This is a genomic window from Acinetobacter sp. TY2 (assembly GCF_046269225.1).
GTDB lineage: Bacteria > Pseudomonadota > Gammaproteobacteria > Pseudomonadales > Moraxellaceae > Acinetobacter.
Window position 1 is genome coordinate 39,329 of the sequence record NZ_JBJZOR010000004.1, and the last position, 14,432, is coordinate 53,760.

The window sequence follows — 14,432 nt, forward strand, 5'->3', positions numbered from 1 at the left end:
AAAAATTTTCAGTAAAGAAAAAGAAGGCGAAAGATTAAATAAACTAGCTAGCTATCTAACAATTATTGCTTTAGTTTTACTCATTAGCTCTACGGTTTTGTTTTTATGAATTTGATTAAGCATTCTTCGTGAAACGTGAATTAATCACAAAGATTAATGATGCGCTGAACCCCATCATGGCTCTCATTTGAAATTCAAATTATTAATATAAATTTCAATTACTTGCTGTAAATTGTTTTATGTTGATTTTAGAAATTCTTAATTTAAAGATATCAAAAAACTTTTTATTCAACTTTAAACGTATACGTCTTATTAATGTTAGCACCCCCACCACCAAAAAAATCAGCTTTTATCGTTATAGTATATTTCCCCTTATATATCGGAGTACCTTTTACTTCTAAAATATTATATCCATCTAAATTATTAATAGGTTGAACTACAATTCCTAAATCTTTTGGTATATTTGTATCTAATTTAGCATATTGATCAACAACTTTACCCCCAGATATTTTAATAGTTTGCTCATATTCTTGATTAACATAAGCAGTAGGTAAGCGATCTGGAGTGATTGAATATTTTTTACCACAGCCAGTAAATATCAATAAGATTGAAAAAATAAAGATAAGTTTAATTTTCATTAGAAATTTTCCTTTTTAACAATTAATTCAAAAATATTTTCTTTTCAAAATTATACTTCTTGCGTAAATATAGTTTTTAGTCATTTTTTGCTTATGCAATACCTTATGAATCAAAGATCATCACTGTTTAAATTTTAACTAACGCAAGAGGTCTAATTCTTATTTTGTATTTGTATCGGTAACTAAACGATTTAACTATGGTTTTTTATTATTCAACTTTAAACGTATATGTTTTATCAATCTCTGCATCGCCCCCTGCATAAAATCCAGCCCAAATGTGAATTTTAAATTCACCTTTGTATTTAGGGCTCCCCTTAATCTCTATAATGTTATAACCATCTAGCTCATCAACGGGCTGAACCGTTACTCCTAAATCTTCAGGAATATTAGTTTCTAATTTAGCATAATGATCTATAACCTTACCCCCTGATATTCTAACTATTTTTTTATATTCTTGATTAACATAAGCAGTAGGTAATATATCTGGAGTAATCGTATATTTTTTACCACAGCCAGTAAATATTAATAAGATTGAAAAAATAAAGACAAGTTTAATTTTCATTAGAATTTTTCCTTTTTAACAATTAATGCAAAAAATATTTTCTTTTCAAAATTATACAACGTTATTCCTTTGCCTAATCTTTGAGTATTTTCCCCCCAAGTAAACATGTTTAGTCTAACTTCTGTTTTATATGGATCTGAAGCACTTGTTATAGGCTGCCCTTTTGTATCTCTTAATTTATCTGTCCAAACAATCCAATGGTCTGGAAAGCTTTGCGTTCCAGAACTATTACCACTGCTAAGAAGACTAGCTGATATTAGCGTAATTACATAATAATCTGCACCAGCATATTGATTAATTTTACTAATTAGACTTGGATTGTAACCATTGAGGTAAAAAGGATATTTTTTTACGCCTTTAAAACCAGACTTCTTAAACCAATTATCGACTTCTCCCCATGTCGTAATTCCTGCTACCTCTTGGGAGGGATCTTTAAGCGCTAACTTAATATTTTCAGATTCACGTAAACTGGCAAGTGTAATCCAATCAATAGGAGAAATTTTGGGATCACCATTCTTCAAATAAAAATTCTTTACACGCCTACATCCATTCAGAGATGGTTTAATTTCAAGTTGTCCAATTTGGGCTTGACCTATCTCCCACAATTGTTTAACTGCTAGTTTATATTTAGCAGGACTTAAATTAATTAAACAAAAAAAGTATGCTGCTGGTCCACATAATGAAGTGGAATCTTGATTTGGAAATGGTTCATTTAATCTTGCCTGCAAACCTGCTTCAATTTGAGCCTTAGAAAAAGGATCTTTAGATTCTCCAGGCTTGCATCCAGGGTCTATACACTGAAAAATTCGATTTCGGTTTAAGGATAACTCTAAAGTATTTGGGGATTTTTCATCATTGACGATTTTCGTAAATGAAGTCGCTTCCTTGTATTTTGTGATCGGAATATTCTTATTTTTTGCATGATCTGGATAAATATAAGATTCAATTTTATCTGGAATAATGTGACGGTTCATCACAAGAACTTCTTTACCAGAAGCCGTTACACGATATAAATCTAAAATGATTACACAATCCCTAAGACTTTCTAATCCAATTTTTGTACTGTCAACCTGAATACATTTAGTTTGATACAAACTGTCTCCAACTTTTTTAAAAGCGATATCAGTAAGCATGATCGGAGATTTGATTGTGTTTGTTACAGTGTTATAAATATATAATTTATATTTAAGTAATCGAGTATTCAAGTTTGTTTCAAGCAATGCATACGGGTAGAAAATAGTCATATTTAATCAATATCTAGCTGTTCTTTATTATATAAATGGATCGAGATTTATTCTGACTGTATTGTCTTAAATAGTTCTGTATAGCCGTGCTCATTTGTAGTGCCTTCGACTGATTCACCATTGGGAAGAAATGCAATATATTTTTGATTGGATATAATATTTTGATCTTTATCTTTTAAGAGATAGCGTAAATTATAGTCATTTTTATCACCTAAAACAGGTAGCTTAGGTAGTGCACTTAATACATGCTCACCACCTTCAAAAAGATGCTGTCCAGCTTTAGCCTCAAACTTCGCAGGCGTAATTATGGTAATACCATTTTCATTAATAATAATTTGAGAGCCACCAGCCATTGATTTACCTTTTTTTTTATAAATTTATAAGACTTGAACCTGAATTTGGCATAAAATTAATGCCTAATATTTTTTATTTTTAATAAAACAGTGATATCAATCACCTTTGATTAACTAAATGATAGCATAATTATCACAGCAGACAATAAGAAAGTTGTTTTAAAAGAAAATGGCGAGATTCAATTTGATACTGAACAGACCACTAAAATTCACTCTTGGGACAAAGGAATCATCACAGGTACAGATGAAGGCTATGTCATTAAAAGATCTATTGAAATATTAAATACTTTAGCTGATTAAGACATACACAAATTGCCTCATGTTTAGATATATCAAGACAAATCAGAGAACTAGAAATAGACTACTTCCAAGTCGAAAACACTAAGCTACTATGTTAGAGCTACAGCGAGCGTGGCGCACAACTCTATTAACATAATGGCGCTTATGCGAAGCCACCTAAAGGTGTTGCCCAAACAACTTTCGCTCTACAGCTTGTCTATTTACAAGCTCTTACCTGTGATTTAGAGAATTTATAAATATAGTCGTGGAACGTGAATTAATCACAAAGAACCATGATGCGCTGAACCCCATCATAGTCTCATTTAAGATTTTAATTATTAATATAAAGTTCAAGTATTTCGCATAAGGTGTATTATATTCATTTTAGGAAAACTTAATTTATTAATGCGACAGAAACTTAAATCTGCTCCAAATTCAATTCTATGATCATTTTTCTAGCATAACTATGTCTAAACTCTGCAAATATTTTTCTCAACATCAATTTTGTGTACTCGTTGAATATCTTGGCACGAATAATATTTATCCAATGGCAAAAAATATTGCTGGATTTCCTACATTAGCTACTTTTGCAGATCGTGTTCACTCAGATGATGATCTTGCACCATTAGAAGCAGCAGCACTTTACCCAAAAAACGTGGAAAAAGTACTGCATTTTGCTGGTAAAAATCGAGACATTAAAGATTTCGAGAAATTTTTAGATCAAACACAACAACAAGGCATACAAAATTTATTATTACTGACAGGTGATAAATTAAAACTGCATGAAAATGGCATAGCAAAGCATGAGCGAACCCGTTATTTGGAGTCTGTAAATGCGATTATACAAGCTAAACAGAAAGGTGGATTTTGTATTGGTACGGCATTTAATCCCTTTAAATATAATGAAGCTGAACGTGATGCACAGTATTTCAAATTGCATAAAAAACTTCATGCTGGTGCAGATTTTATTATTACTCAATTGGGTTATGACCTTGATGCTTTAAAACAAGTAATACATTTTCTGAGTCAACATCAATACCAGCAAAAAGTTTTAGCCTGTGTAATGCCACTAAGTTTGGCTCGTGCAAAGTATATAGTGAAACATCAAGTGGCAGGAATTGTGATTACACCACATATGCTCAATGTACTTGAGCATGAAAAACAGCATGGATGTACTGAAAATATATATTTGCGCTGTGCTATACAAATTTTGATATGCCAACATTTGGGTTTTGCAGGTGTACATCTTTCAGCGTGTCATAAACCAGAAGAGCAAGCTCTCTTAGCGAATTATATTGACCAATATCGAAATTTAGATTTGGAAGCGTGCCTAAAAATTTGGACGGAATTGTGGGAAATTAAGACAGGTCATGAATTTATCCCTGCATTATCCAATTTTTCAAAACCTGCACAACCCACTGAAATTTTGAAATATCATCATCTACATTTTATGCATGAAGTGATGTTTAAATCTCGTGTAGGATTTGGTGCAGGCAGATGGATATTCCAACATTCTTTTTGGAGTAAAAAACTTGTTTCAAAAGTATTATTAAAAACAGAATTACTCAGTAAGCATTCAGTTTTAGGATGTGAAAGTTGTGGTCAATGTCGCTTAGGTGAAACACTCTATATTTGCCCTGAAACCTGCCCTAAAGGCTTAGCAAATGGCCCATGCGGTGGCACATTTTTAGATCGTTGTGAGTTTGGTGATCGTGAATGTATTCATTCAATAAAAGCTCGTTTGGCAAAAGCTGTAAATCAAACAGAAGTTTTAAAAAATAAGCTGATCCCAACCGTACCTATTGAAGTACGTGGAACCAGTTCTTGGAAAAACTGGTATTTAGCGAATGAGGCTTAGCATTCGTCATCCATGGCATTGGAATAGAACTTAACACCTAATTTGATTCGGTCACGACCTTGGCTCATACGCCAGCGATTGGTATCACGTAATGAATAAACACATCCACAATATTCTTGTTGATAAAACTCTTCATTCTTACTGATTTCAAGCATACGTACTGCACCACCATTTTTACGCCAATTGTAATCCCAGTAAGTGATTCCTTCATAATTTGATGCTGAGCGAAGTCCACAATCATTAATCTGTTTCATATCTTTCCAACGAGAGATACCCAATGAGCTACTGATTAAGTTAAAGCCATTTTCAGCGGCATAAAGGGCTGTACGCTCGAAGCGCATATCAAAGCACATTGTGCAGCGAATGCCTTTTTCAGGTTCATTTTCCATGCCTTTTGCACGTACAAACCAATTATCAGTATCATAATCACAATCAATGAAAGGGATATTATGCTTTTCAGCGAAGCGAATATTTTCTTCTTTACGAATTTCATACTCTTTTACAGGATGGATATTTGGATTATAGAAAAAGATTGAAAAGTCGATATCCGATTCAATTAATGTTTCCATAACTTCACCTGAACATGGCGCACAGCATGAAATTCATTTATTTATGGTTAAATTACACTCAAAAAATTAAAATAACGAATAGCTGTTCTGTCAAATTAAGAAATATATAACATTCCAAAATTAAGTTTACCTAAAATTTATGACTCAATTTAAAATAATTGAAATTATACAAAAGCACACTAAAGGGCTTTCTCCAACAGCTTTAATTCTGTTGATCAAATCACAAACGTAAATCGTCACAATAAATATTTTAGTGCACTGAACTCAATCATGGTTTCATATAAGATATTGATGATTAATAATTAAGTTCAAGTATTTCGCATAAGTTGTATTATCTTGATTTTAGGGAACGTTAAAGCGTTTTTCTTTTAGCTTTCAATGCTAATTTTATTCACATTGATAATATATACACTAAGCTAAACAACTCATCATGGAATGATTTATTTTATTAATGAATGAAATTTAGGAAAATCTATATTTTTTACAAAATAAGAAATGACAATAATTAAAATGTACCAACAAATCATTATAAAAATATTAAATTCATCAATAATAAATAGCTTACTGAAATTACTCACCACAATTGTTAACAATAAAAAAAATTTAAAATCTTTTTATATTCAACGATTGACCACCCTAAAGAATACATCAAAACCCAAGAATAGATATCCTCATACCTATTCCCTCATTTAATGCCTCCCGCTTCGGCGAGTTTTTACTGTGATTTAAATTTATGGATATATTCTTTTTTATAACCCTGCAAAACAATATTTTCTATTTCGTTCATCGCTTCACGTAAACGGTTATCACTGACTTGAATATATCCAGCTGTAACATTAGTATCATCATCTTTTTTATGATTCAGAAGTCTCTTAATTGTATAGTGACCATAATCCAAGCTTTCAGCTATCGAACCAAAAGTTCTACGCAAGTCATGAAAAGTGAATTGAATTTCACATAGCTCATTAATTTTTGATCGAACTTTAGAGATATTAACGATATGTCCTAATTTTGATTTTGTAGAAGGAAAAACCCAGGTACTTTGAATATATTTCCTTCTTTTTTTCATCAGTTCAAATAAAAAATCACCCATTGGCAGTCTACGTGGTTCACCATTTTTAGGATCAATTGATGTAATAAACCCATACTTTAAATCAATATCTTCCCAAGATAACGATTCACACGCTTCCCTGCGTAAACCTGTAAGTATTATTGTTAGTAAAAAATCACGATTGGTCTCAAAATGCTGTCCTCGATCCTCATACTGAAAAATTGCACGCACCCAATCTGGTAGTTGCTCCTCGTTAATATGAGATTTTCTTCTTTTAATCTTATTCCATGCTTTTCTTGCACTTAGTGTTTTAACTGGATTGTAAGCAGACAGAAGTGGCTTATCGTTATATCAAGATAATGTTCTAAAGAGAAATTATAGACTGCTCTAAATACACGCATCGCTAAGTTTGCTTGTGCTTTTGAATTTTTAGAAAGCTCAAAGTGCTTATCTTGAATCATGCGTCTTGACACATCATCTAGTTTCATCGATTTCCAATCACTTAGATATTTTTCAATCACAATTGTATAGTCACTAATAGTTCTTGATTTTAAATCTCGTATCGATAAATAGTTGTCAAAAGCTTCTTTCATTGTTGGCTTAAGTTTTTCAATAGCTAATCGATCATCTTCATCTGAAACTTTCTTTTTCTTTTCATCATTAGGGTTAATACCCTGTGACATCTGCAAAAGTTTTTCACGAGCCAATTCTCGTGCTTGAGCTAACGTTATATTTCCGTGTAGACCCAAAGTAGACCGAACAGATTTACCTAAGACCTTTTTTTCCACTATGTATGTCTTATAACTACTATTTACACGCACAGCAAAACCGATTAATTCACTATCTCTATAAATCGCAGGAACTAATGCTAATTGATCAATAAATGACTTAGTTAGCTTTACTCTTTGTACTGACATATATAGAATCGCAATCATTCGCAGTATTTAACAATATATCACGCTATTTTCTACAGTCTACTATGCGTCTACTTTAAAAAATACTTGATCATTTTGAAAAACATGTTTAATATTGCGCTTGTTCCAAGTTATTGATTTAAAATCAATAAGTTTGATGCAGGGCCTATAGCTCAGTTGGTTAGAGCAGCGGACTCATAATCCGTTGGTCCACAGTTCAAGTCTGTGTGGGCCCACCAGTTTTTTGTAATCATATGCTCAACTTTGCAATGATTTAATATATAAACCCATGAATTATAATGATTCATGGGTTTTTTATTTCTGCTTTTTGCACAACTATGTTTGGCTATGCACAGCTTTATTTGGCACTCTTGTGTATCCAATCTTGTATCCGATACTCTTTCTGCATTACTCGGATACAAGGTATTTAGCTATGAAAAGAACTGCCCTAAATGGCATCAAACAGATAAAAGACACGCATTTATATAATCTTGAATCTGAGGATAAGGAGTATCGTATTTCATGTGATGCTGGGCTTTATTTTCGTGTATCTCCAAAAGGAAAAAAGTCTTGGCAAGTACGCTTTAAGAATGAGATAGGGAAATGGAAATGGCATAGTATTGGGGCTTATCCGCAGTTATCGCTTGTACAAGCTAGACTTGAAGCTTCAACCATTTTCCTCAAGTTACAGCAAAAAGAAAAAGTTTTAACGAAAAAAGAAATTGAGCTGCAAAGAGTTGAGGAGCAACAACTTAATTTAAAAAGTTTGATGTATGACTGGCTTGATACAAAGAAAACGACTTGGGCTCAAATAACGATTAAGAAAGAAACTCAATCTATTGAAAAACGAATTTTATCTGTTTTTGGTGATTTGGATTTCACCAAAATATTGCCACAACAATGGTTATCTTTTTTTCAGGATATGCTCAGAAATGAAAGTATTTACAATCGGGTAGAGAAACTAGTCTCACATTGTCGAAATGCTTATGATCTTGCAAAGTTCCATGGACAAATAGAGTCAAACCCTTTGGATGGAATTTTGAAGTATCTTGATAAAGGTAGTAAAGGGAATATGAAGCATGTCAGTCTTCAAGAATTACCCGATTTAATTCAATCTATTCGAAGCTATAGAAATCCACATACAGCAATTGCTTTGGAGTTACTCGTTATTCTTTTCCCTAGACCACAAGAATTGCGTTATGCAAAATGGCAGGATTTTGACTTTGAGAAAAGAATTTGGATAAAACCTTCCGAAACAATGAAGTGTGGTATTTCTCAAGTTGTACCATTGCCTCATCAGGCTGTCGATTTGTTCTTTAGGTTAAAAGAAATTAGAACAATATCGGATTACTTGTTTCCAAGTAGAGATAGTCTTACACAGCCAATGAGTGAAGCAACGTTAAATAATGCTTTAAAGAATCTAGGTTATCGAGGGCGACAAAGTCCACATGGTTTCAGGCATATTGCCAGCACAGCTTTAAACAATCAATTTAGTGATAAAGAACAAGTTATTGAAGCTTGTTTGGCACATAAAAAACGTGGTGTAAAAGCCGTATATGATAAAGCTACACATTTAGAAGAGCGTGTAGAGGTAATGCAATGGTGGGCTGATTGGATATCAAAAAATATAGCTAGTCTAAATCTTAATTAAGGAACTTAAGATGCGTTTGGTACATTTTCTATAATCAGTATTAAGAACAGATTACAAACTGGCTTAAATATTAAATAAGTTATTAATTTAATGGAATAAACATAAAAAACATATATTATATGCTCACTTTTTATTACGTATGGTAAGTCAGCCTTAACTCGTAAATGTGGGCTTCTTTTTCAATTTAGATCCTAATTCATAATCTTGAATTACAAGGTTTAGACAAGAGTTAAAATTTACATAACTTGAAATAGTGTAGTCGAGTTAATAGACGTTAAGCTTAGAATCGGGGTGTTTAGTTTGTTAGATCAATCATTTTCATTAAAAAATTTTCGAAAAATATATGATATTGATAGAAAAAATAAGGGAACAATTGAAAGGGATCACTTCGCAGAAGCTTATGCTATTCGGTTGAAAATCAATCGTGTTAAGAATCTTATAAAAGTATTCCAGTTAAAACACAAAAAAAATCAACTAACTTATGATGAATTACAAACACGAAAAACAAAGCTTAATGAGGTTATTGAGATAAGAAAAGAGAAATATAATTATATAATTGATGAGAAAATTAGAGCGATGCTAACGATCGTCAATGCTAAAGGCTATACTCTACCATTATCAATTCTACCTCATAAAGTTAAGAATAAAGATGTGTTTTCAATTGGAAATAAAATTGAAGATATATTTGTTTCCAAACAACTACAAGTAGTTCTCAGTACTTTATTTAATACTAAAATAAATAACCGCGATATAATTATTAGTCGTCTTAGCACATTGACCAAAGAGTTAAGCCCGAAATACATTATTAGAGCAGATGTTGAGAATTTTTATGAATCTATAGATCATAAAAAATTATTAGATATTTTACATTCATCATCTAAGTTATCAGTAGCACCAAAAAGAGTAATAACGCAGTTGATTCGTGAATATAGATCAATAACTGGGCATGAAAAGGGTCTACCAAGGGGAGTTGGGATAAGTGCTTATTTATCTGAAATTTATATGAGTGAGATTGATAAAAATATGCAGTCAATACATGATGTTACTTATTACGAGAGATACGTAGATGATATGGTGTTTATATTTTCACCAAGGAAAAAAGAAAATACTTTAAGTTATTTAAATTCAATTTCAAACATTTTGAATAATAGTGGATTAAAATTGAATAACAAAACAAAAGAGATTGATTTATACAATCAAAGTAATAAAAACTTTGAATATTTGGGTTATAAATTTGAAATTACATCTGGTTCTTGCTCAGTGAGGATAGGCACAGATAAGTTACGGAAAGTTAGGGGGAGAATTGATAAATCTTTTGATGACTATAATAAAAATTTTAAAAAGATACCAAATAAGTCTTATAGGCTAATTTTATTAAGACTGAAATTTTTAACTGGTAATACACAATTACATAATAGTAAATCTAAAGCCTTTATAGGTGTTTATTTTAGCAATAGATTTATAACTATAACTTCGGATTTAGTTGGGTTAGATCGTTATTTAGTAAATAAATTAAATAGCATAAATGACCAGAAATTAAAAAAGAGAATTAGTAAGTTATCTTTCAAAAAAGGTTTTGAAGAAAAAGCTTTCCGTAATTTTACAGTAGAAGAACTAGGTGTGTTGTCAAATGGGTGGAAAAATGTCTAAAAAGGCTTTATCTATTAATTTTCCTATTGAGCGAGTAGTTCTTTCTGATTTTTTACCATATGAAGTACCTATTATTTTTTCAAATAGGCATTTCTATAATTTTATTATTAAACATCAAATTAAACATGATGGTTTAAATTTTAAATGGATAAAAGGAAATGATGCGTTAACCAAATTAATCCTTTTACTTTTAGGATTAGATCAATCAACTGGAATAAATTTAATTTATGAAAATAATATTGATTATGTAAAAACTGATATAAAACATTCAGACCTACCAAGTATTGCTTTTACATTTCCAATTTCACATAAGCATAATGAATTTAGATATCTTTCCGTTATGCATCCGAAAAGTCAAATATTAGGTGTTGATTTTTATCATAACTTTAAAGACTTAATAACCTATTATTCAAATCGAAGCCCTATTAGTATGCGATCTGCAAAACGAGTTGCAGGATGTACGCATATTGATTCAAAATCACTTATTGAGTGTTTTGACAAAGAAGACTTAGGAATTGAGATTGAAGGACAAAATTATGAAAATTTAAAATCTTTTTTTGTATATAAAAAATATAAGAATATTTTTGAGTTTTATGAGTCTGTAGACCATCACTGGTGTGAAAAAAGATTTAATTATTTGTCTAAATTAGATGTTTCTCACTGCTTTGATTCTATTTACACACATTCTATTGCTTGGGCTGTGTTTCAGAAAGATTATGCAAAAATGCAACTCAATAGCACAAAATCAAGTTTTCCATTTAAGTTTGATCAATTAATGCAGCGCTCTAACCATAATGAAACTAATGGAATATTAATTGGTCCTGAACTTTCTAGAATTTTCGCTGAAATAATAATGCAATCGATAGATAATAATATTATTCGAGATTTAGAAAATTATGGACTAACCTTAGGGCAGGATTACCAAATATTTAGATATGTTGATGACTTTTTTTTATTTTATAATGAAGAGGATATTTTTACCAAGATTAAAAATAATATTCAAATTAATTTAAAACACTATAAAATGAGTTTAAACAAACATAAAGAAGAAAAATATTCTAGGCCAATCATAACGCCAATTACTATAGCTAAAAAGAAAATAGCTAAATTATTGTCTGATAATTTATTTTATAACTTATCAGAGGATGAAAATTTAGATAAAAAAACTAAAGATGGTAATATTTATATCAATCAAAACAGTTTATCCACAGAATTTAAAACCATTCTTTTTGATTCTGGAATAACATATTCTGATGTTTTAAATTACTCTCTGTCAATAATAGAAAAAAAAGTAAAAAAAATACTAAAAGACTATAAGGGAATAAGTGTAAGTGATACTAATAGTAGAGGTTTGATTAATGCTATAATTTCCATAATAAATTTTACTTATTTTATTTACTCTGTAACTCCTAGAGTAAATAGTACTATTAAATTATGCAGGATTATTCAACAAATAATTTTGTTTATTAAAGATAAAAATCTAGGATATGAGAGTCAACATATCATTTTTAAATGTATTTTTGACAATTCATGCTCTATTTTAGATAAACACTCAATTCAAAGCATTACACCGATAGAAACATTATATTTGTTGGTTTTAATTAGACAATTAGGTAAATACTATTGGTTAGATCAATCTGCAATATTAAAATATTTTAACATTAGATATGATGATGGATATATTTTTGATGAAAATTTAAACTACTTCTCAATTACATCATTACTTTTCTATATTGGCAATAAAAAGAGGTATGAATCTGTTAAAAAGCATTTATTAATTTATATAAACAATCTATATGAATTAAAGAAAGATACTCTTTTAGATGATTCAGAGTTAGTTCATTTAACTCTTGATTTAATTGCTTGTCCATATATATGCGTTTCTTTTAAAAAATCTTTGTTGGCTAAATATGGAATTGACAGGTCATATTTAAAAAGAATTGTCTCTTTAAACCAATTCTGGTTCACAAAATGGGATAAATTTGATTTCACAAAAGAATTGGACGCAAAGCTTAGTAATTCGGTATACTAGTGAGTAGTGCATCAGACACCCGCTATGGTTGTTGGCAACTACACACACCAGCATTAAGAGGTACAATTGTCCTATGCATGGAAATTGTACTTGAAAAGATTTGTCTGAGTCTTTTCATTGAGATGCCTTCCTGTAACTCAGCTAATGGCCCATGTAACAGGAAGGCGTCAAAATTTAATTAAGTTCAAAATATATAATTACTATACACATTTTAAAGAATATATTTAATTTATTACAAAGTAAGGCTCGTCCCTAAGGGATCGAGCCTAATTTCATTTGTTAATGCTCTTTGTTGAGCAGATGCTTACGCCTGTACTGGCGGTTCAATTTTTTCATGCCGACTTAGGCCATATTCCATTTCATATTTCTACTGTTAGGCAATAGTTTTATGCTTGTCTAATATGGAAAAACAAGCCACGATTTTTTTCATGCTGGTGTAGCATTATCCCAATTTATGTCTCAGGCAAACCTGTATAAGTATATTTTCATCAGTGACCAAACTTCAGAATACTTACACTGTATCAATCTTGGCCTAGTCAGAGAGACCAATCTCCGACTGAGAAACACGACCAATGTTCCATTAACCTTTCTTTTCTACATATTGTCCAACATGCTCACGCATGTGCCGACTCAAGTTTTCGCAATGAGCATCCCGACTGAAAAAATTGGGATGTTTTAGGATTCGCTTTAAGCTAGCTATCTCATTTTATCTAACCGACCTAAAAAACAGAGTGTTTTAAAAAATTATTAATGTTTAAAACACCACTAATAATTAAATATTATTTAGATCGGGAATTACAATTTCCACAATTTAGCTTGAATTAAAGTGCATCAAGTTTAACTGTTTTATATGCGCTACTCACCATCGCTCCCACACTGAAAAAATCCAGCAGACTTTTAACCAATTTAAGTCTTTTTATTCAGCGCTTCCCAAGTTATTTCAAAGTGTCTTAATGTGCAGACCGTTTATCCTCTCGCCTGTATATATGCTTCCTGTTTCCCCCGACCGTAGTTCCTTAAAAAATATCGGGATATGATGTATACATAACTTTATAAAGGGTAAAACTCTTACACTCCAATCAGCATCTATCGATTAATGCCGTTACACGTTTAAGCTATCCAGCGACCCACTCAGCTTGCGCTAAATGGTGCCGACTTCTCCAGCGTTAGCCTCAAAGTCCTAGTACCTTACGGCACTCTCAGCAGCCATCGTGATTGGAAATGAGCATACTTTTCCAAGTAAAAAACTTGTTCGATCAAGCATACACATTCAGCTATTAACGGAGACTATCGCACATCCTATGCTGCTCCTGACTGTATCACTTTGAACAGGGTTTCAATGATCCACTATTTTCATAATTTCACACCTAATCTGGCTATTACTAACCAAATGACCATTTCACGATAAATCGTTTATAGGCTCCCGTTTCCTTGTCGCCCAACCACTTTTTAGGTTTTCGGAACTCTTAAAAGTGAATGAACGGATAGAAAGAGGATATTGCAATCCTCTAGCCCCCGTTGCAACGTACCGAGCGAGGTTTCCCCAGCAGTCCGCTACATCGGCAATACAAAAATGGTTAGTTCGTGTACTTAGGGCAATATGTATCAAAGTTTTTGAATGGTGGTCAGCC

The 14,432-nt window shown here is 31.5% G+C and carries 11 protein-coding genes and 1 tRNA gene; 5 read left to right on the forward strand and 7 right to left on the reverse strand.

Going from position 1 to position 14,432, the window contains the following annotated elements; translation table 11 throughout:
- Nucleotides 1-284: 284 nt before the first annotated feature.
- The 4 genes from ACK1JC_RS03305 to ACK1JC_RS03320 form a co-directional block, all read right to left on the reverse strand.
- Nucleotides 285-638, reverse strand: a complete 354-nt coding sequence (locus ACK1JC_RS03305; protein WP_409510429.1) for a hypothetical protein — start codon at nucleotides 636-638, stop codon at nucleotides 285-287.
- A 208-nt stretch (nucleotides 639-846) separates the two neighbouring features.
- Complete coding sequence (locus ACK1JC_RS03310; protein WP_409510430.1) at nucleotides 847-1,200, reverse strand: hypothetical protein; 354 nt, start codon at nucleotides 1,198-1,200, stop codon at nucleotides 847-849.
- Nucleotides 1,200-2,333 carry a hypothetical protein gene (locus ACK1JC_RS03315; protein ID WP_409510431.1) on the reverse strand — a complete coding sequence of 378 codons (1,134 nt, stop codon included), beginning with the start codon at nucleotides 2,331-2,333 and terminating at the stop codon, nucleotides 1,200-1,202. The genes ACK1JC_RS03310 and ACK1JC_RS03315 overlap by 1 nt, the downstream gene beginning before the upstream one ends.
- Before the next feature lie 158 nt (nucleotides 2,334-2,491).
- Nucleotides 2,492-2,797, reverse strand: a complete 306-nt coding sequence (locus ACK1JC_RS03320; protein WP_409510432.1) for a hypothetical protein — start codon at nucleotides 2,795-2,797, stop codon at nucleotides 2,492-2,494.
- 745 nt (nucleotides 2,798-3,542) lie between these two features.
- Between ACK1JC_RS03320 and ACK1JC_RS03325 the strand changes: the two genes are divergently transcribed.
- Complete coding sequence (locus ACK1JC_RS03325) at nucleotides 3,543-4,934, forward strand: methylenetetrahydrofolate reductase C-terminal domain-containing protein (protein WP_409510433.1); 1,392 nt, start codon at nucleotides 3,543-3,545, stop codon at nucleotides 4,932-4,934.
- Here the strand turns inward: ACK1JC_RS03325 and ACK1JC_RS03330 are convergent.
- The 3 genes from ACK1JC_RS03330 to ACK1JC_RS03340 form a co-directional block, all read right to left on the reverse strand.
- Nucleotides 4,931-5,536 (reverse strand): epoxyqueuosine reductase QueH, encoded by a 606-nt coding sequence (locus ACK1JC_RS03330; RefSeq protein WP_409510587.1) that lies wholly within the window; start codon nucleotides 5,534-5,536, stop codon nucleotides 4,931-4,933. The two genes, ACK1JC_RS03325 and ACK1JC_RS03330, sit on opposite strands and share 4 nt — an antisense overlap.
- 682 nt (nucleotides 5,537-6,218) lie before the next feature.
- Nucleotides 6,219-6,785, reverse strand: a complete 567-nt coding sequence (locus tag ACK1JC_RS03335; protein WP_409510434.1) for a tyrosine-type recombinase/integrase — start codon at nucleotides 6,783-6,785, stop codon at nucleotides 6,219-6,221.
- 71 nt (nucleotides 6,786-6,856) lie between these two features.
- Entirely contained in the window at nucleotides 6,857-7,471 is a 615-nt protein-coding gene (locus ACK1JC_RS03340) for an Arm DNA-binding domain-containing protein (protein ID WP_409510435.1), read from the reverse strand.
- Between the two features lie 159 nt (nucleotides 7,472-7,630).
- On the opposite strand from ACK1JC_RS03340, the gene ACK1JC_RS03345 reads away from it, so the two are divergent.
- From ACK1JC_RS03345 to drt3b, 4 genes are all read left to right on the forward strand, one after another.
- Nucleotides 7,631-7,707 (forward strand) — tRNA-Ile (locus ACK1JC_RS03345).
- Between the two features lie 194 nt (nucleotides 7,708-7,901).
- Nucleotides 7,902-9,119 (forward strand): tyrosine-type recombinase/integrase, encoded by a 1,218-nt coding sequence (locus ACK1JC_RS03350; protein ID WP_409510436.1) that lies wholly within the window; start codon nucleotides 7,902-7,904, stop codon nucleotides 9,117-9,119.
- Nucleotides 9,120-9,419: 300 nt separating this feature from the next.
- Entirely contained in the window at nucleotides 9,420-10,769 is a 1,350-nt protein-coding gene (gene drt3a / locus ACK1JC_RS03355; protein ID WP_409510437.1) for an antiviral reverse transcriptase Drt3a, read from the forward strand.
- Nucleotides 10,750-12,801 (forward strand): antiviral reverse transcriptase Drt3b, encoded by a 2,052-nt coding sequence (drt3b, locus tag ACK1JC_RS03360; protein ID WP_409510438.1) that lies wholly within the window; start codon nucleotides 10,750-10,752, stop codon nucleotides 12,799-12,801. Before drt3a ends, drt3b begins: the two co-directional genes overlap by 20 nt.
- Nucleotides 12,802-14,432 lie beyond the last annotated feature (1,631 nt).